The 22,166-nt window shown below is 70.4% G+C and carries 20 protein-coding genes and 2 tRNA genes; 6 read left to right on the forward strand and 16 right to left on the reverse strand.

The features are described from left to right. The 3 genes from ASG95_RS14545 to leuC all read right to left on the reverse strand — a co-directional run. On the reverse strand, positions 1 to 364 hold a 364-nt coding region (locus tag ASG95_RS14545; protein WP_162259411.1), incomplete at its 3' end, for an HU family DNA-binding protein. 393 nt (positions 365 to 757) lie between these two features. Further along, positions 758 to 1,351, reverse strand: coding sequence for a 3-isopropylmalate dehydratase small subunit (gene leuD, locus ASG95_RS14550; RefSeq protein WP_057377919.1), 594 nt, complete (start codon positions 1,349 to 1,351; stop codon positions 758 to 760). Then, positions 1,351 to 2,802 carry a 3-isopropylmalate dehydratase large subunit gene (leuC, locus tag ASG95_RS14555; protein ID WP_056922489.1) on the reverse strand — a complete coding sequence of 484 codons (1,452 nt, stop codon included), beginning with the start codon at positions 2,800 to 2,802 and terminating at the stop codon, positions 1,351 to 1,353. Before leuC ends, leuD begins: the two co-directional genes overlap by 1 nt. 119 nt (positions 2,803 to 2,921) lie before the next feature. On the opposite strand from leuC, the gene ASG95_RS14560 reads away from it, so the two are divergent. Both ASG95_RS14560 and ASG95_RS14565 read left to right on the forward strand, forming a co-directional pair. Beyond that, positions 2,922 to 3,665 carry an IclR family transcriptional regulator gene (locus tag ASG95_RS14560; protein WP_056922488.1) on the forward strand — a complete coding sequence of 248 codons (744 nt, stop codon included), beginning with the start codon at positions 2,922 to 2,924 and terminating at the stop codon, positions 3,663 to 3,665. Positions 3,666 to 3,767: 102 nt separating this feature from the next. Further along, positions 3,768 to 4,364 carry a MerR family transcriptional regulator gene (locus ASG95_RS14565; RefSeq protein ID WP_057377920.1) on the forward strand — a complete coding sequence of 199 codons (597 nt, stop codon included), beginning with the start codon at positions 3,768 to 3,770 and terminating at the stop codon, positions 4,362 to 4,364. 63 nt (positions 4,365 to 4,427) lie between these two features. Here the strand turns inward: ASG95_RS14565 and ASG95_RS14570 are convergent. The 5 genes from ASG95_RS14570 to ASG95_RS14590 form a co-directional block, all read right to left on the reverse strand. Next, positions 4,428 to 4,503 (reverse strand) — tRNA-Glu (locus ASG95_RS14570). Positions 4,504 to 4,611: 108 nt separating this feature from the next. Then, positions 4,612 to 4,683: transfer RNA gene (locus ASG95_RS14575), tRNA-Gln, on the reverse strand. A 155-nt stretch (positions 4,684 to 4,838) separates the two neighbouring features. Beyond that, on the reverse strand, positions 4,839 to 6,362 hold the full coding sequence (gltX, locus tag ASG95_RS14580; RefSeq protein ID WP_057377921.1) for a glutamate--tRNA ligase: 1,524 nt from the start codon (positions 6,360 to 6,362) through the stop codon (positions 4,839 to 4,841). Positions 6,363 to 6,542: 180 nt separating this feature from the next. Continuing rightward, positions 6,543 to 7,319: a fumarylacetoacetate hydrolase family protein gene (locus ASG95_RS14585; RefSeq protein WP_056922484.1), complete on the reverse strand. Its 777-nt coding sequence runs from the start codon at positions 7,317 to 7,319 to the stop codon at positions 6,543 to 6,545. Positions 7,320 to 7,395: 76 nt separating this feature from the next. Next, on the reverse strand, positions 7,396 to 8,349 hold the full coding sequence (locus ASG95_RS14590) for a GlxA family transcriptional regulator (protein WP_057377922.1): 954 nt from the start codon (positions 8,347 to 8,349) through the stop codon (positions 7,396 to 7,398). Between the two features lie 82 nt (positions 8,350 to 8,431). Between ASG95_RS14590 and ASG95_RS21420 the strand changes: the two genes are divergently transcribed. Together ASG95_RS21420 and ASG95_RS14595 are read left to right on the forward strand one after the other, a co-directional pair. Beyond that, positions 8,432 to 8,608 (forward strand): hypothetical protein, encoded by a 177-nt coding sequence (locus ASG95_RS21420; protein WP_157582110.1) that lies wholly within the window; start codon positions 8,432 to 8,434, stop codon positions 8,606 to 8,608. A 45-nt stretch (positions 8,609 to 8,653) separates the two neighbouring features. Beyond that, positions 8,654 to 9,586: a hypothetical protein gene (locus ASG95_RS14595; protein WP_057377923.1), complete on the forward strand. Its 933-nt coding sequence runs from the start codon at positions 8,654 to 8,656 to the stop codon at positions 9,584 to 9,586. On the opposite strand, the gene ASG95_RS14600 is transcribed toward ASG95_RS14595, so the two are convergent. Beyond that, on the reverse strand, positions 9,523 to 10,215 hold the full coding sequence (locus ASG95_RS14600; protein WP_235544220.1) for a PadR family transcriptional regulator: 693 nt from the start codon (positions 10,213 to 10,215) through the stop codon (positions 9,523 to 9,525). The two genes, ASG95_RS14595 and ASG95_RS14600, sit on opposite strands and share 64 nt — an antisense overlap. Before the next feature lie 251 nt (positions 10,216 to 10,466). Between ASG95_RS14600 and argG the strand changes: the two genes are divergently transcribed. Together argG and ASG95_RS14610 are read left to right on the forward strand one after the other, a co-directional pair. Then, positions 10,467 to 11,885, forward strand: coding sequence for an argininosuccinate synthase (argG, locus tag ASG95_RS14605; protein WP_056922480.1), 1,419 nt, complete (start codon positions 10,467 to 10,469; stop codon positions 11,883 to 11,885). A gap of 86 nt (positions 11,886 to 11,971) precedes the next feature. Beyond that, positions 11,972 to 12,655 carry an RNA polymerase sigma factor gene (locus tag ASG95_RS14610; protein ID WP_057377924.1) on the forward strand — a complete coding sequence of 228 codons (684 nt, stop codon included), beginning with the start codon at positions 11,972 to 11,974 and terminating at the stop codon, positions 12,653 to 12,655. A 49-nt stretch (positions 12,656 to 12,704) separates the two neighbouring features. Here ASG95_RS14610 and ASG95_RS14615 read toward each other — a convergent pair whose 3' ends face one another. From ASG95_RS14615 to ASG95_RS14645, 7 genes are all read right to left on the reverse strand, one after another. Then, positions 12,705 to 15,014 carry a bifunctional diguanylate cyclase/phosphodiesterase gene (locus ASG95_RS14615; RefSeq protein WP_057377925.1) on the reverse strand — a complete coding sequence of 770 codons (2,310 nt, stop codon included), beginning with the start codon at positions 15,012 to 15,014 and terminating at the stop codon, positions 12,705 to 12,707. A gap of 137 nt (positions 15,015 to 15,151) precedes the next feature. After that, positions 15,152 to 16,732 (reverse strand): citramalate synthase, encoded by a 1,581-nt coding sequence (gene cimA / locus ASG95_RS14620; protein ID WP_057378935.1) that lies wholly within the window; start codon positions 16,730 to 16,732, stop codon positions 15,152 to 15,154. Positions 16,733 to 17,063: 331 nt separating this feature from the next. Further along, positions 17,064 to 17,801 carry a gamma-glutamyl-gamma-aminobutyrate hydrolase family protein gene (locus ASG95_RS14625; protein WP_057377926.1) on the reverse strand — a complete coding sequence of 246 codons (738 nt, stop codon included), beginning with the start codon at positions 17,799 to 17,801 and terminating at the stop codon, positions 17,064 to 17,066. Between the two features lie 7 nt (positions 17,802 to 17,808). Next, entirely contained in the window at positions 17,809 to 18,576 is a 768-nt protein-coding gene (locus ASG95_RS14630) for a 3-oxoacyl-ACP reductase (RefSeq protein WP_057377927.1), read from the reverse strand. Between the two features lie 27 nt (positions 18,577 to 18,603). Next, positions 18,604 to 19,992, reverse strand: coding sequence for an aldehyde dehydrogenase (locus tag ASG95_RS14635; RefSeq protein WP_057377928.1), 1,389 nt, complete (start codon positions 19,990 to 19,992; stop codon positions 18,604 to 18,606). Further along, positions 19,989 to 21,356, reverse strand: a complete 1,368-nt coding sequence (locus tag ASG95_RS14640; RefSeq protein ID WP_057377929.1) for a glutamine synthetase family protein — start codon at positions 21,354 to 21,356, stop codon at positions 19,989 to 19,991. Before ASG95_RS14640 ends, ASG95_RS14635 begins: the two co-directional genes overlap by 4 nt. 70 nt (positions 21,357 to 21,426) lie before the next feature. Further along, the gene (locus ASG95_RS14645) at positions 21,427 to 22,158 is read right to left on the reverse strand and encodes a FadR/GntR family transcriptional regulator (protein ID WP_369820386.1); all 732 of its coding nucleotides are present in this window, start codon (positions 22,156 to 22,158) and stop codon (positions 21,427 to 21,429) included. Between the last annotated feature and the right edge of the window lie 8 nt (positions 22,159 to 22,166).

A 22,166-nucleotide genomic window follows, 5' to 3' on the forward strand; every position in this document is an offset into this window, starting at 1 on the left:
GCGCCGCCTTCTTGGCGCCGGCCGCGGCGGCCTTGGTGGCCGTCCCTGCAGCGGCACGGGCACCGGCGACAGCTGCCTTGGGCAGCGAGCGCGGGTTCTTGACGACATCCTTGAAGGCCGAGCCGGCGCGGAACTTCGGCACCACGGTCTTCTTGATCTTCACGCTGGCACCGGTGCGCGGGTTGCGGCCGGTGCGCGCGGCCCGGGCGGCCTGCTCGAACGTTCCGAAGCCGGTGATGGCGACGCTGCCGCCCTTGGCCACCTCGCGGATGATCACGTCCACGACGGCCGTCAGTGCGTCGCTGGCTGCCTTCCGGCTGCCGAGGCGGCTCTCCAGCTCCTTGATCAGTTCTGCCTTGTTCACGTCTTCCCCTTCATAGGGTTGGTGACGCCGGACCCCTTAGTCCGACGAGGGTGAGCGGCCGAGCCAGTGCCCGACTTGGGTCCGACGTTAGGGCGGTTGCGCGCGTGAGTCCACCATCTCGGCGCCCGATCTGTTGTGTCGCAACGGATTGCGGCGCGATTCGAGGCCGCTGGCGCGGCCGCAGCAGGTCGTCGACCTTCCGTGGGGCATTCCGGGCCCCGATGAGCGCGAGTGCCGGAAAGCGTTGCAGGTCAATGGTTTTCGCAAACGCATGACGATTCCGCAACGGTGCGGGACGCCAGAAGACCCCCGACGCGGAGCATCGGGGGTCTCTCCGGCAGGCGCCGGAAGGCGACTTTCGGGGAATTTGTGCTCGTCGGCGCGCCGCGCGCGTCAGGCCACCGTCGTGGAGGGCTTGTATGCCGGTCGGCGAGTCTCGAACTCGGTCACGTCCTGCTCGTGGCGCAGGGTCAGGCTGATGTCGTCCAGGCCCTCGAGAAGCCGCCAGCGCGTGTAGTCGTCGACCTCGAACGGAGCGACGATGTCACCGGCGGTGACGGTGCGCGACACGAGGTCGACCGTCACAGAGGCGCCCGGCTCGTTCTCGAGGTACTTCCAGATCAGCTCGATGTCGTCCTGGGCCAGCTGCGCCGTGAGCAGCCCCTGCTTGCCGCTGTTGCCGCGGAAGATGTCCGCGAACCGCGACGACAGGACGACGCGGAAGCCGTAGTTCAGCAACGCCCAGACGGCGTGCTCGCGTGAGGAGCCCGTCCCGAAGTCGGAACCCGCGACGAGCACCGACCCGGCGGCGTACGAGGGGTTGTTGAGGATGAACGTCTCGTCCTTGCGCCACGCCGCGAACAGGCCGTCCTCGAAGCCGGTGCGGGTCACCCGCTTGAGGTAGACGGCCGGGATGATCTGGTCGGTGTCGACGTTGCTGCGACGCAGCGGCACACCGATGCCGGTGTGGGTGGTGAAGGCATCCATCACTTGCTCCCCTCGGAAGTGGCGTCGACGAGGTCTGCCGGGCTGGACAGCGTGCCGCGCAAGGCGGTGGCGGCGGCGACGAGCGGGCTCACGAGGTGGGTGCGACCGCCCTTGCCCTGCCGGCCCTCGAAGTTGCGGTTGGACGTGGAGGCGCTGCGCTCACCGGGGGCGAGCTGGTCGGGGTTCATGCCCAGGCACATCGAGCAACCGGGGAGGCGCCACTCGGCACCCGCCTCGGTGAACACCTGGTCGAGACCCTCTTCCTCGGCCTGCAGCCGCACCCGCGCGGATCCGGGCACGACGAGCATGCGGACGCCGTCGGCAACCTTGCGCCCCTTGACGATGTCGGCGGCGGCGCGCAGGTCCTCGATCCGGCCGTTGGTGCACGAGCCGACGAAGACCGTGTCGACCCGGATCTCGCGCAGGGGCGTGCCCGCGGTCAGACCCATGTAGTCGAGGGCGTGCTGGGCGGCCGCCTTCTCGTTGTCGTCGCCCATCGTCTCGGGGTCGGGCACCGACTCGCTGAGCGGAAGACCCTGGCCGGGGTTGGTGCCCCACGTGACGAACGGCGTGAGCGTGTTGGCGTCGAGGTCGACCTCTGCGTCGAAGACCGCGTCGTCGTCGCTGCGCAGCGTGCTCCAGTCGGCGACCGCGGCATCCCAGTCGGCACCTGTCGGCGCGTGCTCGCGACCCTGGAGGTAGTCGAACGTGGTCTGGTCGGGGGCGATCATGCCCGCGCGGGCGCCGGCCTCGATCGACATGTTGCACACCGTCATGCGGGCTTCCATGGACAGCGCCCGGATCGCGCTCCCCCGGTACTCCAGGACGTAACCCTGGCCACCGCCGGTGCCGATCTTCGCGATCACCGCCAGGGTGATGTCCTTGGCCGTGACCCCGGGCTGGAGCTCACCTTCGACGTTGACCGCCATGGTGCGGAACGGCTTGAGCGGCAGGGTCTGCGTCGCCAGCACGTGCTCGACCTCGGACGTGCCGATCCCGAACGCCAGCGCGCCGAACGCTCCGTGCGTGGACGTGTGCGAGTCGCCGCAGACGATCGTCATGCCCGGCTGGGTGAGGCCGCGCTGGGGACCGACGACGTGGACGATGCCCTGCTCGGCGTGGCCCATGGGGAAGAGCCGGACCCCGAACTCCTCGCAGTTGCGGCGCAGCGTGTCGACCTGGGTCTTGCTCACGAGGTCGGTGATCGGGCCGGGCGTGGTCGGGACGTTGTGGTCCTCGGTCGCGAGGGTGAGGTCGGGACGGCGGACCTGGCGGCCCGCGAGCCGGAGCCCGTCGAAGGCCTGGGGTGAGGTGACTTCGTGGATCAGGTGGAGGTCGATGTAGAGCAGGTCCGGCTCGCCCTCGGCGCGCCGAACCACATGCGCTTCCCAGACCTTCTCGGCCAGCGTTCCTGACACGTCTTCCACCCTCTTGTCCTGGTTGCGGCCCATCGCGGGCACGGCCTGGCCGTGCCCTGTCGTGAGCACGGCGCTGTGCTGCAATCCGAGGTTCGCACGCGAGACACGCCCACGGATTTGCGTCTCAGCGAATGAGACGTCAATATCAAGCCATGGACACAACCAGTGGAGTCGGCGTTCTCGACAAGGCAGCCATCGTCCTCGGCGCCCTCGAGGCCGGTCCGTCGACCCTCGCCCAGCTGGTCACCGCGACCGGGCTGGCCCGCCCCACGGCTCACCGGCTGGCCGTCGCCCTCGAACATCACCGCTTGGTCACCCGCGATCTCCAGGGCCGTTTCGTGCTCGGCCCACGCCTGGCCGAGCTCGCCGCCGCCGCCGGCGAGGACCGGCTCCTGGCCGCTGCCGGCCCGGTGCTCGGCGCGCTGCGCGACCACACCAACGAGAGCGCGCAGCTCTTCCGGCGCCAGGGCGACCACCGCATCTGCGTGTCCGCGGCCGAGCGCCCCGTCGGTCTGCGTGACTCGATCCCGATCGGCGCGACGCTGTCGATGCTGGCCGGCTCGGCGGCCCAGGTGCTGCTCGCCTGGGAGGAGCCCGACCGGCTCCACCGCGGGCTGCACGGCGCCAAGTTCACCGCGACCACCCTCTCCGGCGTGCGCCGCCGCGGGTGGGCGCAGAGCGTGGGCGAGCGGGAAGCCGGCGTCGCCTCCGTGTCGGCACCCGTGCGTGGCCCGTCCGGTCGTGTCGTCGCCGCGGTGTCCATCTCGGGCCCGATCGAGCGGCTCTCCCGCCAGCCCGGCCGGCTGCACGCCGCCACCGTCATCGCCGGCGCCAACAAGCTCACCGAGGTGCTCGCGCGCCACCACGCGCAGCAACAGCAGCAGAACCACGCCTGACGCGAGCGCTCCACGCGCGCCCACGACGACGAGGTATGCCGCGTGGCCCAGCCGGCCACGCGGCATACCTCGCTCCGCTGGCCGTGGGTAGTGTGACTATCCATGAAGATGTCGGAGCTCTCGGAGCGCAGCGGCACGACGGTGGCGACCCTCAAGTACTACCTGCGTGAGGGACTCGTCCCGGCCGGGGAGAGCCTCGGCGCCACCCGGGCCGACTACTCCGAGGCGCACCTCCAGCGGGTGCGCTTGGTCCGCGCGCTGATCGACGCGGGTGTCTCCGTCGCCCAGAGCAAGCGGGTGGTCGAGACCCTCGACTCTCCCCCGACCTCCCGGCACGACCTCCTCGGCAAGGCGCAGTACGCGCTGCCCGCCAGCCACCCCGACGTCGCCGTCAGTGCCGAGGTGACCGACCTGGTGGCCGGGCTCGGCTGGCAGGTGTCACCCGACTCGCCGGCGCTCCGCTCGCTGACCGGCGCCATCGCCGCGGCGAGGTCGGCCGGCGTGCCGCTCGAGCCGGAGTCGCTGACCGGCTACGCGCGGGCCACCGAGGGCATCGCCGCGGTCGACGTGGCCGCGGTGCCGCGCGACGACCTCACCGCCGCCCTGCACCGGGTGGTGGCCGGCACGGTCCTGGTCGACCCGGTCCTGGCGGCGCTGCGCAGGCTCGCCCAGGAGCACGTCAGCAGCGGATCCTCCTAGGCTGGCTCACCCGTCCGGAGCCGGACATGGGAGAAGCCCCCGTCCGTGGACGGAGGCTTCTACTGGTAGCCCCGACGGGATTCGAACCCGCGCTACCGCCTTGAGAGGGCGGCGTGCTAGGCCGCTACACAACGGGGCCCTAGCTGGTTGCCCGTGCACTCTGCAGTGCGCGGGCAGCGGAGAGAACCATACCGGCAGGAAGTGGATTTCTCCGAATCGGCGTGTGCCACAAGGGCTTGCGCCTGAGCTGGGGTACCAGGACTCGAACCTAGAATGACGGTACCAGAAACCGTAGTGTTGCCAATTACACCATACCCCAAGGGGGTATCACTTCCAGCGCGCCCGAAGGCCTTCATGGGAGTGAACCGAGACGCGATACTACCGGCCCCTCGGTCGCGTTCCCAAATCGGCCGTGAGTGTTGCCTGCTACGTGTCGCCGGCAGGCCCCGACGACCTGCTCGACGCCCCCGACCCTCAGGCGAGGTCGTCGTGCAGCCGGTGCAGGCGCGCCAGGGTCGAGGTCTTGCCGAGGATCTCCATCGACTCGAACAACGGCGGGCTGATCCGCTGGCCGGAGACGGCGGTGCGCAGCGGCCCGAACGCGAACTTGGGCTTGATGCCCATCTCCTCGACGATAGCCGAGCGCAGGGCCGCCTCGATGGCGGGGGCGCTCCAGCCGCTCTCGGACCCGAGCACCCCCGAGCGGGTGTCGTCGACGTCCTCGAGCGCCTTGGTCGCCGCGGCCAGGACCGCACCGGAGTCGTCCTTGAGCTGGGCCCGCGCGTCCTCGGCGACCTCGATCTCGTCGTCGCCGAGGAAGAACGGGCGCACCAGGGCGCTCGCCTCGGTGAGCAGGACCATGCGGGTCTGGATCAGCTCGGTGACCTTCTTCAGCCGGGCCAGCTGGCCCAGGCTCGGGTTGTCACCCAGCACTCCGTCGGCCTGCAGGAACGGCAGCAACCGCGAGGCCAGCTCACCCACCTCGAGCCCACGGATGTAGACGCCGTTGAGCCAGTCGAGCTTCTTCAGGTCGAAGATCGGGCCGACCGGGTTGACCTTCTTCCAGTCGAAGTCCTCGCTGAACTCCTCGAAGGTGAAGACCTCGACGTCCTCGCCGGCGGCGCCTTCCTTCGGCGGATAGGCAAGCAGCGCAAGGAAGTTCACCAGCGCCTCGGGCAGGTAGCCCTGCTCCTTGAACCAGGTCAGGCGGGCCGCGGGGTTCTTGCGCTTGGAGATCTTCGACTTGTCGGTGTTGCGCAGCAGCGGCATGTGCGCGAACTTCGGCGGCTCGAGCCCGAGGTCCTTGTAGAGCTGGATGTGCTTGGGGGTGCTGGAGATCCACTCCTCACCACGCACGACGTGGGTGATCCCCATCTCGTGGTCGTCGACGACGACAGCGAGGTGGTAGGTCGGGAAGCCGTCGCCCTTGAGGATCACCTGGTCGTCGGGACGCGGTGCTGACACGCGACCACGGATGAGGTCGTCGAAGGTCAGCTCGACGTCGTCGGGGATCAGCATCCGCACCACTGGGGTCTCGTTGAAGCCCGGCAGCTCGGCCCGCTCCTCGCGCGTCTTGCCGTGGCAGAGCCGGTCGTAGCCGGTGGGCTGCTTGAGCTTCTGCTGCATGTAACGCATCTGGGCGAGACGCTCGGTCGAGCACCAGCAGTGGTAGGCACGACCATCGGCCAGCAGCCGCTCGACGTACGGGCGGTAGGTGTCGAGCCGCTCGGACTGACGGTAGGGCGCGAAGGGCCCACCCACGTCCGGCCCCTCGTCCCACTGCAGCCCCAGCCAGTGCAGCGTCTCGAAGACCTGCTGCTCGCTGTCCTCCCTGAACCGCGCCCGGTCGGTGTCCTCGATGCGCAGCACGAACGACCCGCCCTGCTGGCGCGCGAAGGCCAGGTTGAACAGCGACATGTAGGCGGTGCCGACGTGCGGGTCGCCAGTGGGCGACGGCGCGACACGGAGGCGGGGTGCGGAGCTGGGCGTCTCAGTCATGGTGCCCCGATTCTAGGGACCCCCCGAGCAGGTCCCCTCCGCCAGTCCCCCGCGACTTCTGGCCGCCAGGACCTCGCCAGACCCCCGATCCGGGCCACCCCTGCCACACCAGTGGCAACAAGTCGAGGTCGGGACGCAGGCGGGGTATGCCGCGGGCTGAGCCACGCGGCATACCTCGCCTCAGCGGCGCACGAAGGTGTTGCTGAGCGTGCCGATGCCCTCGATCTCGACGTCCACCCGCTGACCCGGCTCGACGAGGCCGACCCCGGCCGGGGTGCCGGTGAGGATCACGTCACCGGGGAGGAGCGTGAATGCGGCGCTGACGTAGGACACCAGGGTCTCCACGTCGAAGATCATGTCGGCGGTCCGGCCGTCCTGGCGGGTCTCGCCGTCGATCCGGCTCTGGATCCGCAGGTCGGACACGTCGAGCTCGGTGGTGATCCAGGGTCCCAGCGGCGTGGACGTGTCGAAACCCTTGGCCCTGGCCCACTGCCCGTCGCCACGCTGCCAGTCGCGCGCGGTGACGTCGTTGGCACAGGTGTAGCCGTAGACGACCTCGGACACCCGCTCCCGCGGCACGTCCTTGGCGATCCGCCCGATGACGACGGCCAGCTCACCCTCGTAGGAGATCTCCTGCGCCCCGGCCGGCATGACGATGGGGTCGCCCGGACCGACGACCGCGGTGTTGGGGACGAGGAACATCAGCGGCTGCGCGGGCGGTTCGCCGCCCATCTCCTTGGCGTGGTCGGCGTAGTTGCGACCGATGCCGATCACCTTGCTGCGCGGGATGACCGGCGCCAGGAGCCGGGCGTCCTCGAGCCGCACGGTCTCACCCGTCAGCACGACCGGCTGGTAGAGCGGGTCGCCCTGGACCTGGGCGATGAACTCACGGCCCGGCTCCCCCTCGACGATGCCGTAGGAGGGGTCCTCACCAGTGGTGTATCTCGCGATGCGCACCCGAGGAGCCTATCCGGCCACCCACCCTGCAGGTTCCTCACCCAATTGGAACGAAACCTGCACGGCCCACGGCAGATCAGCGCCGCGAGAACTCGCGACGGTAGCGCTGGGGCGAGGTGCCCACGACGGTCTGGAAGTGGGTGCGCAGCAGCGCCGCCGACCCGAACCCGCTGTGCGACGCCACCGACTCCACCGGGAGGTCGGTCGACTCGAGCAGCTCGCGAGCGCGCAGCACGCGTTGCTGGACGAGCCACTTGTGCGGGGTCGTACCCGTCTCGGCGACGAAGCGGCGGGCGAAGGTGCGCTCGGACATCATCGCGAGGCGGGCCAGGTCCGGGACGGTGTGGGGGGCGTCGAGGTTCTCGGTGATGTGGTTGAGCACCGGCTGCATGCTCTCGCAGTCGACCTCGGGCAGCGGCGCCTCGACGTACTGGCGCTGGCCACCGTCGCGCTGCGGAGGCACGACCATCCGGCGGGCGATCCGGGTGGCCACCGTCGACCCCAGCTCGCGACGCACGAGGTGGAGCACCGCGTCGATCCCCGCTGCGGTGCCGGCCCCGGTGACGATCTGGCCGTGGTCGAGGTAGAGCACGTCCATCGACACCGTGGTCTTGGGGAACCGCTTGGCGAACGACTCCGCGTAGCGCCAGTGCGTCACCGCGGTCAGCCCGTCGAGCAGCCCGGTCTCGCCGAGGATGAACGCCCCTGTGCAGATCGACAGGATCGTGGCGCCGCGGGCGTGCGCACCACGGATCACGTCGAGCAGCTCCTCCGGGTACGTGTCGCGGACGCCACCCGCGGGCATGACCACGAGGTCGGCGTCCAGTGCGTCCTGCCACTGGTGCGTCGGTGTCAGCGCGCCGCCACTCGTCGTGGGCACGGGCAGGCCGGCGGTCTCGCCGCACATCATGAAGGTGAACGGCGGCACTCCGTCGTCCGTGCGGTCGAGCCCGAAGACCTCGCACGCGATGGCGGTCTCGAACATCGCGACGGGGTCGGTGATCAGCGCAGCAATCGTGGACAGGGCCATGCCGACAGTATGGCAGAAAAACCTCCCTCAGCGACAGTTCTGCCACTCGTGGCTGCATTCGGTTGGGCGCATGATTTCAGTCATGGAAATCATCGTTCTCATCGCCTTCGTCACTGCGCTGGTCTTCGCCCTCGAGCGTCACCACCGCCGCACCTGGTCGCTCCCGCACGCACCGCACGGAGCCGACTCAACCATCGCCTTCAGCGACCTCGACCACGACTGGGACCGCGTCCTGCACGACGCCGCTGCCCGCTCGTGACCACCCTCCCCGCGTCACGAGGGTGACCGCCTAGCCTTGGTGCCCATGGTCGCCGGGGTGCTCGAGCAGGCGGTGTGGCAGGCCCTGGAGGCCGACCACGCCGACCGGGTCGACGCCCTCACCGCCGGCCACCGCGGGCGTCGCCAGACCGGCACCGCCCACCCGGTCGAGGACTTCCTCTTCACCTACTACCCGTTCAAGCCCTCGCAGCTGCGCCGCTGGCACCCGGGACCCGATCTGGTCCTCGACGGCGCCGCACAGCTGGACCGCGGGTCGTGGCGGTTCTACCGCGACCTGGACGGCGGCAGTGTGCTCGACACGGCGGCATACCTGGAAGCGCGAGGTGCCACGGTCGAGTTCGTGCGCCGGCTCGTGACAGCCACCCACTCGCGGCCGGCGCAGCTCGGCTGCTTCGGCCTGCACGAGTGGGCGATGGTCTACCGCCGGTCGCCTGACGAGGTGCGGCACTCGGCCTGGCCACTGCGCCTCGGCCCCACCGGCACCGACGAGGTCGTCGACGGGCTGCAGATCCGGTGCACGCACTTCGACGCCTTCCGCTTCTACACTCCCCCGGCCCGGTCCCTGAACGTCCTCCAACCGACCCGCGAGGACCAGGTCGCCCTCGAGCAGCCGGGCTGCCTGCACGCCGGCATGGACCTCTACAAGTGGTGCATGAAGCTGGCGCCGGCCGTGCCGAGCAGCCTCGCGCTCGACTGCTTCGAGCTCGCCCGCGAGATCCGCGAGCTCGACATGCGCGCCTCGCCCTACGACCTCAGCGCCCTCGGCTACGTGCCCGTCGCCATCGAGACCCCCCAGGGACGGGCCGAGTATGCCGCCGCCCAGCGCGACTTCGCGACGCGCGGACAGGGCCTGCGGGAGCGACTCCTGCAGGCCCTGGACGCGGTCGACGGTGGCTACTCGACCGGGTCGGTCGGGCTCTCAGCGCCCGCCTCGTCGTCCTCTGCCAGGATGCGGTAGAGCGAGCGACGGGCGTCGGCGAGCACCTTCTGGGCCGTCTCGATCTGGGTCGGCTGGCCGGCCATGACGACCTGTTCGACGGCGACGACGAGCTGGCCGATCTCCCGGCGCATCTCGCGGAAGCCCCGCTGCGGCGTCGTCGCGTCGGCGAACGCCTGGGCGAGCTCGTCGCCGTGCGTCTCCGCGTAGGTCCGACCGTCGTCGGTCAGCGCGAAAACCTTGCGGCGCGGGTCGTCATCGGACTCGTCCGGGGCAATCAGGCCCTCTTCGTCGAGCAGTCGCAGCGCGGGGTAGACCGAGCCGGGCCCGGGCTGCCACGAGCCGTCGGAGCGCTCGGCGATGGCGGTGATGATGCCGTAGCCGTTCATCGGCTCCTCGGCGAGCAGCGCGAGGATCGCCCGGCGGACGTCACCGCGCCGGCCGCGACGCGGACCGCGTCCGCCGCCGCGAGGGCCACGGCCCTCGCCGAAGCCCGCGAACTCGCTGCGGCCACGACGGGGTCCCCCGTGGTGTCCGTGGCCGGGCTGGCCGTCCTGCCCGCGGTTGCGACCGGGCTGGTCGTCGATGGACCGGCCTCGGCCGGCGTGGCCCCCTCGGCGGGGGTGGGACATGTGGATGTTCAGGTTCATGCGGTTCACGGGTTCTCCTACGAATGTGGTGGTGCGGGGGCCGTCACTCTGGTCGGGCGGCTCTCTCTCGCACGGTCGACAGTCTGTTGTCGATATATCGAATAATGCACCTATCGATATATCGATGTCAAGTTGCCAGCACCCCCGAGCCTGCAGCCTGAGCACCCCACGGGGCGCCCGGGTTGCAGGGAGGCTGGCCACGGACCGGACCCGTGCACGCGTCGGTCTGGCGGCCCGTAGGCTGACCTACCGTGTCGAAGGTTCTGACGTCCCTGCCTGTTGGTGAGCGTGTCGGGATCGCCTTCTCGGGCGGTCTGGACACCTCTGTCGCCGTTGCCTGGATGCGGGAGAAGGGGGCGATCCCCTGCACCTACACCGCAAACCTGGGCCAGTACGACGAGCCCGAGATCGACACCGTCCCCGATCGGGCCGGCGCGTACGGCGCCGAGCTCGCCCGGCTCGTCGACTGCCGCTCGGCGCTGGTCGAGGAAGGCTTGTCCGCGATCGCCTGTGGCGCGTTCCACATCCGCAGCGGTGGCAAGACCTACTTCAACACCACTCCCCTGGGCCGCGCGGTCACGGGCACCCTGCTGGTGCGGGCCATGAAGGACGACGGCGTCGACATCTGGGGCGACGGATCCACCTTCAAGGGCAACGACATCGAGCGCTTCTACCGCTACGGCCTGCTGGCCAACCCGTCGCTGCGCATCTACAAGCCCTGGCTCGACGCCGACTTCGTCACCGAGCTCGGCGGCCGCAAGGAGATGTCCGAGTGGCTGCAGGCCCGCGACCTGCCCTACCGCTCCAGCACCGAGAAGGCCTACTCGACCGATGCCAACATCTGGGGCGCGACCCACGAGGCGAAGACGCTCGAGTTCCTCAGCGAGAGCATGGAGATCGTCGACCCGATCATGGGCGTCCCCTTCTGGGACGAGTCCGTGGCGATCCCCACCGAAGACGTGACCGTCCGCTTCGACCAGGGCCGACCGGTGGCCATCAACGGCCAGGTCTTCCCCGACGCCGTCGCACTGGTCGACGAGGCCAACACGATCGGTGGTCGCCACGGCCTCGGCATGTCCGACCAGATCGAGAACCGCATCATCGAGGCCAAGAGCCGTGGCATCTACGAAGCCCCGGGCCTGGCCCTCCTCTGGATCACCTACGAGCGACTGCTCAACGCGATCCACAACGAGGACACCATCGCCAACTACCACGCGGAGGGCCGCCGGCTCGGCCGCCTGCTCTACGAAGGCCGCTGGCTCGACCCCCAGTCGCTGATGCTGCGCGAGTCGCTGCAGCGTTGGGTCGCGTCGGTCGTGACCGGCGAGGTCACCGTGCGGCTGCGTCGCGGCGACGACTACTCGATCATCGACACCACCGGCCCCGCCTTCAGCTACCACCCCGAGAAGCTCTCGATGGAGCGCACCGAGGGTGCGGCCTTCGGCCCCGTCGACCGGATCGGGCAGCTGACCATGCGGAACCTCGACATCGCCGACTCCCGGGCCAAGCTCGAGCTGTATGCCGCGCAGGGCCAGCTCGTCGCGCGCCACCAGGACCTCGTGGGAGACCTGGAGCCCGGCGGCGCCAAGGCGATCTCGTCGAACCCGAGGGCGCAGGACGGCGAGGACGACGCCCTCGACCGGGCAGCCATGGAGTCCGGCACCGACTGACCGGAGCCGGCGGACCCGGGGCAAACGGGTCGACATGACCCGCGTCACACATCGTTCTCCCATGCGTCTCGTTACGCATGGAGGGCATGCAGGTCCCTGCGGGCGCGGCGGTGTACGGCGAGCCGGACCCGTCGACGGTCGACGACCCCGCGAGTCCGGAAGCCGCGTCTGACCTTGCGGCCGAGGACGACCTCGTGCTCTTGGCCGCCGTCCGAGCGGGCGACATGTCGGCGATGTCGGCGCTCTACGAGCGCCACTACGCGGCAGCGCTCCGCACCGCGCGGGCCGTCGGCGGTGCCGGCCTGGCCGACGACCTGGTCAGCGACGCGTTCTCCCGGGTGGTCACGTCCGTGCTCCACGGCTCCGGCCCGGACCGCTCGCTGCGGCCCTACCTCGCGACGACCATCCGCCACCTGTACGTCGACCGGGTCCGCAAGGGCGCCCGGGAGTTCCTCGTCGGGGACTCCGACGCGCTGGACCGGCTCCAGCCCGACGACAGCGACACGATCCTCGAGGAGAGCCTGGTGGTCGAGGTGCTCTCGACGCTGCCACCGCGGTGGCGGGAGATCCTGTGGCGCACGATCATGATCGGCGAGCCGTTGGCCGTCGCCGGGGCCAAGATGGGCCTCAATGCGAACGCCGCGGCCGCCCTGAGCTTCCGCGCCCGCGGCGGACTTCGCACCGCGTACCTCGCGCGGACGTCCGCCGAGGAAGCGGGCCCGTCCGCCGAGGAAGCCGGCCGACAGCAGGCGGTCCGCGGTCCCGCGTGAGGCCGGGTGGAGCTCTGCGCAACCCGATGGCGGACGGTCCACGGTCCTCTCAGGACAGCGGCTCCACGAGCCTCAGGTGGCGGCTGAGGTCGGGCGCAGGGGTTGCCACGAAGTAACCCTGCGCCAGGTCGAAGCCGAGGCCGCGCACCTCGGCAAGCTGGTCGGCGGTCTCGATCCCCTCCGCCAGGACCTCGATCCCGAGGGCCGAGGCGATGTCGACCGCAGACTTCATGATCGCCCTTGCGACGTCGGTCGACCGTGGCTCCGATGCCCTGAGCGCCGCAGCGAACGAGCGGTCCACCTTGATGACGTCGACGGGCATGCGCTGGAGACGAGCCAGCGAGGAGTAGCCGACGCCGAAGTCGTCGATCGCGATGCGGACCCCGAGCTGCGCGACCTCCCGGAGCAGCGACTCCGACCGCGGCGTGCCGGCCGCGGTCTCGGTCACCTCGAGCTCGAGCCGTTGCGGGTCGACCCCGAACTCGTCCAGGGCCTGCTCGAGCCGCTCGAGGAAGTCGTTCGCGTCGAGCTCTGAGTGGGACACGTTGAAGGCCACCCGGACCCCACCTCCGAGGGTGGCGAGCTTGCGGCAGGCCTGGCGGAGCATGAGCCCGCCGATGGGCACGAGGAGACCGGATGCCTCCGCCACCTCCAGGAACTCCGACGGCGGTAGCAGGCCGCGACGTGGGTGCTGCCACCGCAGCAGCGCCTCGGTCGCCACGACCTTGCCGGTGCGCAGGTCGTGCTGCGACTGGTAGTAGAGGAGGAACTCCTCTCGCGTGATGGCCCGCTGCAGATCGGCGACCAGGGACGCCCGCTCCCGGGCCCGCATCGTCATCGACGAGGTGTAGGAGCTCATCCGGCTTGGCCCGGCGGCCTTCGCGGCATACAAGGCGAGGTCAGCCCTGCCGACCAGCTCCTCGGCCCGCGTGGTGCCCGGCCAGGCGCGGGCGCAGCCGACGCTCGTGGTCACGTGAAGCCGGTTGCCCCGCACGATGAAGGGCTCGGTGAACACGTCCTGGTAGGGCGCGAACAGCAGCTCGGCGAAGTCCGGCGGCGACGCCGGTTGCGTCACGACCGCGAACTCGTCCCCACCCAGGCGAGCGATGAAGTCGTCCTCCCTGCAGGCGGCCATCCGCAGGGCGACCTGGACCAGCAGCTCATCGCCCACCGAATGCCCCAGGGTGTCGTTGACGACCTTGAAGTTGTCCAGGTCGAAGATGGCGAGGTGGACCTCGCCGGCGCTCGGTTCGCCGTCGAGGACGGAGTCGAGGCTCTCCTGGAACCGGCGGCGGTTGGCCAGCGCCGTCAACGGGTCGGTCTCAGCGAGCCGCACCATCTCGAGGCCGTGGATGTGGGCCTGGGTGGTGTCGGCCCCCACCCCTCGCCAGCCGAGGACCCTCCCGTCCGCCGCCTCCCTCGGCTTGGCCGAGATGGCCCACCAGTGCTCCGATCCGCCGACCTGGACGTGGAGCAAGTGGTCACGGACGCCCACCCCACGCGCCATCGCGTCGGTGAGCAGCTCGACGGATCGACGCCCGTCGTCGGACGGGTGGGCGAGTCGCCCCAGCAGCTCCACCATCGTCAGCCGACGAAGCGACTCCACCGAGTAGCCGGACACTTCGGCGAGCCGTTCCGACGCGTGGGTGAGGGCGCCTTGGGAGTCGGTCTCCCACAGCCAGTCGCGTGAGCCGTCCTCGAAGTCGTCGAGGAGGAGCTCGACGACCTGGTGCTCCCGTCTGGCATTGATCTCGGCCAGCGTCCGTCGCCGGAACGAGTCGGCCAGGTAGACCACCCCGGCGACCAGCACCGCGCCGTAGACGAACATCTGGACCGTCAGCACGTCGTAGGCGGTCCGGTCCATCGCCAGGAAGGTCGGGGCAATGGTGGACACGTGCAGGACCACCCACAGCGTGCCGACCGACCTGACCGTCGAGAGCGCCACCGCCCCGGCCCCCAGGATCCCCGCTATCGACGCCACCAGGACCACCTGTCGATCCGGGTCGATCCGCGGGAGCAGGTAGGCGGCCAGGATCGCGGTGAGGGAGGCCTGGAGCGTGACCTCGAGCATCGAGATGCGGTGGTACCGGCGCCTCAGGACGGCGGTCGGCCTGGGCGGGGAGGCTCGCTCACCGAGCCACCAGACCACCGCACGCAGAGCAGCCGCGGGCAGGGCCAGGCCCACCCACACCAGGGCAAAGACGGGGTGACCGGGCAGGGCGATGTAGAGGGTCACGACGATGATGTTCGTGGCGTTGGCCAGGTTCGCGCGTGGCGCCACCTTCATCGCGGCGAGGACCTGTCGACCGAAGATCTCGTCCTCGATGCCCTCGAGCCCGGCTACTCCTGGTTCATCCACGGGCCTCCGTCCCTCGTGACTCGTCCCCTGCGGGTGGTCTCGCCTCCAGACGTCCCAGGGGCAGCACCCATTACGCGGTGTCCAGGATGCGAGAGGCGAGGGGCACGCCGCGGCGACGCCCACGCACGGTGGAGTCCCTAGCGGACGGGCACCCCGGCGCGCACCAGGCCGTACGTGACGCCGTCGACGAGGGCCTGCCACGAGGCCTCGATGATGTTGCCGGCCACGCCGATGGTCTCCCACGACGTCGAGCCGTCGGAGGTCTCGATGAGCACCCGGGTGACCGCGTCGGTGCCGTGGGCGGCATCGAGGATGCGCACCCGGAAGTCGATCAGCTCGAGCTTGTCGAGCTCGGGGTAGGCGGGCGCCAGCGCACGGCGAAGCGCGTGGTCGAGGGCGTTGACGGGTCCGTTGCCCTCACCGGTCGCCACGACCCGCTCGCCGCCCGCGAGGACCTTGACGGTCGCCTCGGACAGCGCGTCCTCGTCGCCACGCGCGTCGGTGATGACCCGCCAGGACTCGACCTCGAAAAAGTCGTAGCCGCCACCCTCGACCTCACGGCGCAGCAGCAGCTCGAAGGAGGCGTCGGCCGCGTCGAAGGTGTAGCCCCGCAGCTCGAGCTCCTTGACCCGGGCCAGGACACGGATCAGCAGGTCGTTGTCGTCGGACAGGTCGTAGCCCAGCTCCCGGCCCTTGAGCTCGATGCTGGCGCGTCCAGCCATGTCGGACACCAGCATCCGCATGTCGTTGCCCACGTGCTGGGGGTCGGTGTGCTGGTAGAGGTCGGGGTCGACCTTGATCGCGCTCGCGTGGAGACCGGCCTTGTGGGCGAACGCGCTGGCCCCGACGTAGGGCTGCCGGGAGTAGGGCGGGACGTTGGTGATCTCGCTGATCGAGTGGGCGATCCGGGTCGCCTCGCGCAGCCGGTCGGTCTCGAGCAGCGGCAGCCCCCGCTTGATCTGCAGGTTGCTGACGACCGTGAGGAGGTCGGCGTTGCCCGTGCGCTCGCCGTAGCCGTTGATGGTGCCCTGCACGTGCGTCGCCCCGGCGTCGACGGCCGCCATGGAGTTGGCCACCGCGCAGCCGGTGTCGTTGTGGCAGTGGATGCCGACCCGCGCCGAGGTCGCGCCGACCGCATCGGCCACCACGTCCGCGACCTGGTCGGGCAGCATGCCGCCGTTGGTGTCGCAGAGGGCGACGACCTCGGCACCGGACTCCATCGCCGCCCGCACGACCTCGAGCGCGTAGTCGCGGTTCGCGGCATACCCGTCGAAGAAGTGCTCGGCGTCGAGGAAGACCCGTCGCCCCTCCCCCGCGAGGAACGACACGGTGTCGCGCACCATGGCGAGGTTCTCCTCGAGGGTGGTGCGCAGGGCCGACTCCACATGGCGCACATGGGACTTCGCCACCAGAGTCACCACCGGCGCCTGGCTGTCGAGCAGGGCGCGCACCAGGGGGTCGGTGGCCGCCTGGCCACCGGCCCGCCTGGTCGCGCCGAACGCTGCGAGCGTCGCATTGCGCAGCCGCAGCTCGGTCTGGGCGCGGGCGAAGAACTCGGTGTCCTTCGGGTTCGCGCCCGGCCAACCACCCTCGATGAAGCCGACTCCGAGCTCGTCGAGGTGCATGGCGATGGCGAGCTTGTCCGACACGGAGAGGTTGAGCCCCTCCTGCTGCGCGCCATCGCGCAGGGTGGTGTCGTAGACGTGCAGGTCGCTCATCGTCATTCCTCGCCGAGTCGTCATTCGCTGTCCTGGTGGTCATTCTCCCCGTCATCGCGCCCCTCTGCCCGGCTGGGGTGTGCCGGCGAGGCCTGTGTCCGTGTCTCCACGAACGCTGTGTCTCCACAAAGCAAAAGACCCCCCGGGTGTGGGAGGTCTGCGCGACGAGAGGTCTCGTCGCGCTAGTCGATAATCACCATGGTGGTAGCCATGTGCCAGGAGGTCACGGGATCACTGTGGCAGGTGCTGTCCACCGACTGAACCCCCGGTCCGCCATCTGGTCACGCTGATCTGCGGGTCGAGGTGAACCCGCCGGTGATGGCGGGCGTGTTCACCTCGACTCGGAGGCGGAGTCGCGGTGTTGGCGCGCGGCAGCCACGAGTGCGTCGAAGAGCCTCGGGTCGTCGCCCACCTCGGGGTGCCACTGGACGCCGAGCCGGAACCGCGCAGCGGGGTCCTCCATCGCCTCGAGGGTGCCGTCCGCCGCCCACGCCGACGGTTCGTACCCGGGGTGGGTCAGCACCGACTGGTGGTGGTAGCTCGGCACATCCGTCACGTCTCCGAGCAGGCTCGCGATGCGGGTGCCGGGGACCGTGGTGACCACGTGGTGGCCGTAGACCGCGACACCCGGCGAGTGGTCGACGTGCCCGACGCGGTCGGGCACGTGCTGCTCCAGGACACCGCCGGCCGCGACGGCCATCACCTGCATGCCGCGGCAGATGCCGAGCAGGGGCAGGTCGGCCTCGGCCGCAGCCGTGGCCAGGGCGATCTCCATGGCGTCGCGGTCGTGGCGCGCTTCCTGCACCTCCGGGTGTCGCTCGGGCGCGGCATACCGGTCCGGGTCGACGTCGGCGCCGCCGGCGATCACCAGCCCGTCGATCCGCGACACGATGTCGCGGGCGACCACGTCGTCCGCGTCGGCCCTCGGCGGGATGACGAGGATCGTCCCGCCCGCCGCCTCGACCTGCCGGACGTAGTCGTGCGGCAGGACGACGCTCGGCACGTCCTTCCAGTCACCGCGGCTCGCCGGCTCGACGTAGCAGGTGATCCCGATGAGCGGTCGGCTCACGCAGACCTCACAGGGGGGTCACGTAGGCGGCGGAGATCCCTCCGTCGACCAGGAACGTCGAGGCGGTCATGAAGCTCGACTCGTCGGAGGCCAGGAAGAGCACCGCGTTGGCCATCTCCTCCGGCTCGCCGAACCGGCCCATCGGCACGTGCACGAGCCGGCGGGCCGCCCGCTCCTCGTCCTTGGCGAACAGCTCCTTGAGCAGCGGGGTGTTGACCGGCCCCGGGCACAGCGCGTTGACCCTGATCCCCTCGCGGGCGAACTGCACCCCGAGCTCGCGCGTCATGGACAGCACGCCGCCCTTGCTGGCGCTGTAGGAGATCTGCGACGTCGCGGCGCCCATCACCGCGACGAACGACGCCGTGTTGATGATCGACCCGGACTTCTGCTCCAGCATGTAGGGCAACGCCACCTTGCAGCACAGGTAGACGCTGGTGAGGTTGACCTCCTGCACCCGGCGCCAGGCATCGAGGTCCGTGTCCAGGATCGAGTCGTCCTCCGGAGGGCTGATTCCGGCGTTGTTGAACGCGACGTCGAGCCGCCCGAACTTCTCCTTCGCCGTCGCGAACAGGCGGTCGACGTCGTCCTTGGCGGCGACGTCGCAGTGGACGTAGGCGCCGCCGATCTCCTCAGCCAGCGCCTCCCCCGCCGCGTCGTCGAGGTCGCCGACGACGACCTTGGCGCCCTCCTCGGCGAACCGGCGGACGGTCGCGAGACCGATGCCGGAGCACCCGCCCGTGACGACGGCCACCTTGCCCTCGAGCCTGCCTGCCATGTGATGTCCTCTCAGGAAGTTGTTGAGTCAGTTCAGGGTGGAAATGCTGTGACTCGAGATGAAGACGTTCTTGACGTCGGTGAAGGCGTCGAGTGCGTCGGGACCGAGCTCGCGCCCGATCCCCGACTGCTTGAAGCCACCGAAGGGTGTGGAGTAGCGGACGCTGCTGTGCGAGTTGACCGACAGGTTGCCCGCCTCGACGCCGCGGGCCACGCGCAGGGCGCGTCCCACGTCGCGGGTCCAGATCGACCCCGACAGCCCGTATGCCGTGTCGTTCGCCTTCGCGACCGCGTCCGCCTCGTCGTCGAACGGCATGACGGCCACGACCGGTCCGAAGACCTCCTCCTGCCAGACCCGGTCGGTCGTCGCCCTCGGCAGCACCACCGTGGCCGGGTACCAGTACCCGTCCCCGGTCGGCGCCTCGCCGCGGAAGGCGACGTCGACGTCCTCGGTCGCCTCCTCGACGTAGGAGCGCACCGTCTCGCGCTGGCCGGCGCTGATGAGCGGTCCCATCTCGGTGCCCTCGTCGGCGGGATCGGACACCACGACGCCCTTCACGGCCGGCTCGAGGAGCTCCATGAACCGGTCGAAGACGCTGCGCTGCACGAGGATCCGACTGCGCGCACAGCAGTCCTGCCCCGCGTTGTCGAAGACTCCGTAGGGAGCCGTGGCAGCCGCGGTCTCGAGGTCGCTGTCGTCGAACACGATGTTCGCGCTCTTGCCGCCGAGCTCGAGGGTGATCCGCTTGACCTGGTCGGCGGCGCCGCGCATGATCCGCTGGCCGACGGCGGTCGACCCGGTGAAGCACACCTTGCGCACCGAGGGGTGGGTCACGAAGCGCTCGCCGACGACGGACCCCTTGCCCGGGATCACCGTGAAGACGCCCTCGGGGATCCCGGCCTCCAGGGCCAGCTCGCCCAGTCGGATCGCGGTCAGCGGGGTCAGCTCAGCAGGCTTGAGCACCACCGTGTTGCCCGCAGCCAGCGCCGGGGCGAAGCCCCAGCCGGCGATCGGCATCGGGAAGTTCCAGGGGACGATGATGCCCACCGTGCCCAGCGGCTCCTTGAAGGTGACGTCCAGTCCGTCGGCCACGGGGATCTGCCGGCCGAACAACCGCTCGGGGGCCGCCGAGTAGTAGGCCAGCACGTCGCGGACGTTGCCCGCCTCCCACCGGGCGTTGCCGATGGTGTGGCCGGAGTTGGCCACCTCGAGCTGCGCGAGCTCCTCGCTGTGCGCGTCGACCTGCTCGGAGAACCGTCGCAGCAGGCGTCCCCGGTCGGCGGGCGCCACGGCACGCCACGCCGGCCCGGCAGCCTCGGCCGCCGCGATCGCCGCGTCGGTCTGCTCGACGTCGGCCAGCGGGACCTCCGCCACCACGGCTTCGGTGGCAGGGTTGACGACCTGGTGCACGCTCACAGCCGCTCGAACCCCCTGACCCGCTCCCAGTCGGTCACCGCGGCGTTGAAGGCGGCGAGCTCGACGTCGGCGGCGTGCGCGTAGTGGTCGACCACGTCGTCGCCGAACGCGCCGCGGGCGAACTCCGAGGCCGCGAACAGGTCGCGCGCCTCGGCGAGGGTCGACGGCACGCGGTCCTTGTCGGACGCGTAGGCGTTGCCCTCGAAGGCCGGCTCGAGCGCGATCTCCTCACGGATGCCGTGCAGCCCCGCGGCGAGCATGCCCGCCACCGCGAGGTAGGGGTTCACGTCACCACCGGGCACACGGTTCTCGACCCGCAGACCGGCACCGTGGCCGACGACCCGCAGCGCACAGGTGCGGTTGTCGGTGCCCCACGCGATCGCGGTCGGGGCGAACGACCCGGGCTGGAACCGCTTGTAGGAGTTGACGTTCGGGGCGTAGAGGAGCGTGAGCTCGCGCATCGTCGACTGGATGCCCGCCACGAAGTGCTCGAAGACGGCGCTGCGCCCATCCTCCTTGTCGTCGTCCGCGAAGACGATCCCCCCGTCGGTGCCGCGCAGCGACAGGTGGATGTGGCACGAGTTGCCCTCGCGCTCGTCGTACTTCGCCATGAAGGTCAGCGACTTGCCGTGGTTGGCCGCGATCTCCTTGGCCGCGGTCTTGTAGACCACGTGGTTGTCACAGGTGCGCACCACGTGGTCGTAGAGGAACGCGATCTCGTGCTGGCCGAGGTTGCACTCACCCTTGGCGCTCTCGACGGTGACGCCCGCGGCATACATCTCGTTGCGGATGTCGCGCAGCAGCGGCTCCACGCGGGTGCCGCCGAGGATCGAGTAGTCGACGTTGTAGCGGTTGGCCCCGGTGAGGCCCTGGTAGCGGCGGTCCCAGGCCTGGTCGAAGGAGTCCTCGAAGACGATGAACTCGAGCTCGGTGCCGGTGAGGGCGGCGAAGCCGAGCTCGGCGGCCGCGTCGACCTGGGCCTTGAGGACCGAGCGTGGCGACTCCCGGACGAGACCGCTGCCGTCCAGCCACGACAGGTCGCACTGCACCGTCGCCGAGTAGGGCTGGCCCGGGGTGCGGCGCAAGGTGTCGAGGTCGAGGTCGAACATCATGTCGCCGTACCCGCGCTCCCACGAGCTGATGGCGTAGCCGTCCACGGTGTTCATGTCGACGTCGACCGCCAGCAGGTAGTTGCACCCCTCGGTGCCGTGACCCAGCACGGAGTCGAGGAAGAACTGGGCGTGGATCCGCTTGCCCTGCAGGCGACCCTGCATGTCGGTGAACGCGACGATGACCGTGTCGACCACCCCGGAGGCGATGTCGGCACGGAGCTGCTCGACGGTGAGCTGCGGTGGAGCGGTCATGCGGGTCTCCTGGTCTGTCGCGTGGTCGTCGTGAGCGTGGTCAGCGGGCGCGTGGTCAGCGGGCGCGTGGTCATCCGATCAGCCCCCTCAACAGGGCGGCCGTGGCGTCGCAGTGCTCCTCCATCGCCTCCCGGGCGCGGGCGTCGTCGCCGTCGAGGATGGCCCGCACGACCGCGTCGTGCTGGTCGTTGGAGTGGGCGATGTTGGTCGGCAGCACGGGGATCGCGGAGAGCAGCTCGTTGAGGGCCGCCTGGGCGCGCGTGACGGCCTCGATGAGCATCGGCGAACCCGACAGCGTGGCCACGGCCAGGTGGAAGCGGCTGTCGGCCAGCCGGTGGGCCGCGTTGTCCGGCGCCTCGCGGGCTGCCTTGGCGCTCTCGACCAGCCAGGCCCGCTGGTCGGCGGCGAGGGCTCGCGTCGCGGTGAGCGCGGCCGCACCGGGCTCGACGACCCGGCGGAAGTCGATGGCGTCCGCGAGCGCCGCACCGGTCCGCACCGGCACGGACCCGGCCCGGCTGCCGGGCTCCAGCCCTGCGTAGGTCACGACGCTGCCGCCCCCTCGCCCACGGCGCGTCGTGACCAGTCCCGAGTCGCGCAGCGCGGCGATCGCCTCGCGCAGCGTGCTCCGGCTGACCCCCAGCCGGTCGGCGAGCTCGCGCTCCGGCGGGAGCTGCTCGCCGTCGGTGAAGACGCCGAGCCGGATCGCCGTCGCAAGCTGCTCGACGGTCGACTCGAAGGCGTTGCCCGACGCCGGCCGGAGGACGACGTGGGGCAGCGACATCCTCGGCTGGGCGGAGCTCACCGTCCGAT

The organism is Phycicoccus sp. Soil803 (assembly GCF_001429685.1).
Taxonomy (GTDB): domain Bacteria; phylum Actinomycetota; class Actinomycetes; order Actinomycetales; family Dermatophilaceae; genus Pedococcus.

Bases quoted from the DNA above. Each gene is read 5' to 3' on its own strand.
- leuD (WP_057377919.1), bottom strand. From the start codon at position 1,351: ATGGATGCCTTCACCACCCACACCGGCATCGGTGTGCCGCTGCGTCGC.
- leuC (WP_056922489.1), bottom strand. From the start codon at position 2,802: ATGGGCCGCAACCAGGACAAGAGGGTGGAAGACGTGTCAGGAACGCTG.
- ASG95_RS14560 (WP_056922488.1), top strand. From the start codon at position 2,922: ATGGACACAACCAGTGGAGTCGGCGTTCTCGACAAGGCAGCCATCGTC.
- ASG95_RS14565 (WP_057377920.1), top strand. From the start codon at position 3,768: ATGAAGATGTCGGAGCTCTCGGAGCGCAGCGGCACGACGGTGGCGACC.
- gltX (WP_057377921.1), bottom strand. From the start codon at position 6,362: ATGACTGAGACGCCCAGCTCCGCACCCCGCCTCCGTGTCGCGCCGTCG.
- ASG95_RS14590 (WP_057377922.1), bottom strand. From the start codon at position 8,349: ATGGCCCTGTCCACGATTGCTGCGCTGATCACCGACCCCGTCGCGATG.
- ASG95_RS21420 (WP_157582110.1), top strand. From the start codon at position 8,432: ATGGAAATCATCGTTCTCATCGCCTTCGTCACTGCGCTGGTCTTCGCC.
- ASG95_RS14595 (WP_057377923.1), top strand. From the start codon at position 8,654: ATGGTCGCCGGGGTGCTCGAGCAGGCGGTGTGGCAGGCCCTGGAGGCC.
- ASG95_RS14600 (WP_235544220.1), bottom strand. From the start codon at position 10,215: ATGAACCTGAACATCCACATGTCCCACCCCCGCCGAGGGGGCCACGCC.
- ASG95_RS14610 (WP_057377924.1), top strand. From the start codon at position 11,972: ATGCAGGTCCCTGCGGGCGCGGCGGTGTACGGCGAGCCGGACCCGTCG.
- cimA (WP_057378935.1), bottom strand. From the start codon at position 16,732: ATGAGCGACCTGCACGTCTACGACACCACCCTGCGCGATGGCGCGCAG.
- ASG95_RS14630 (WP_057377927.1), bottom strand. From the start codon at position 18,576: ATGGCAGGCAGGCTCGAGGGCAAGGTGGCCGTCGTCACGGGCGGGTGC.
- ASG95_RS14640 (WP_057377929.1), bottom strand. From the start codon at position 21,356: ATGACCGCTCCACCGCAGCTCACCGTCGAGCAGCTCCGTGCCGACATC.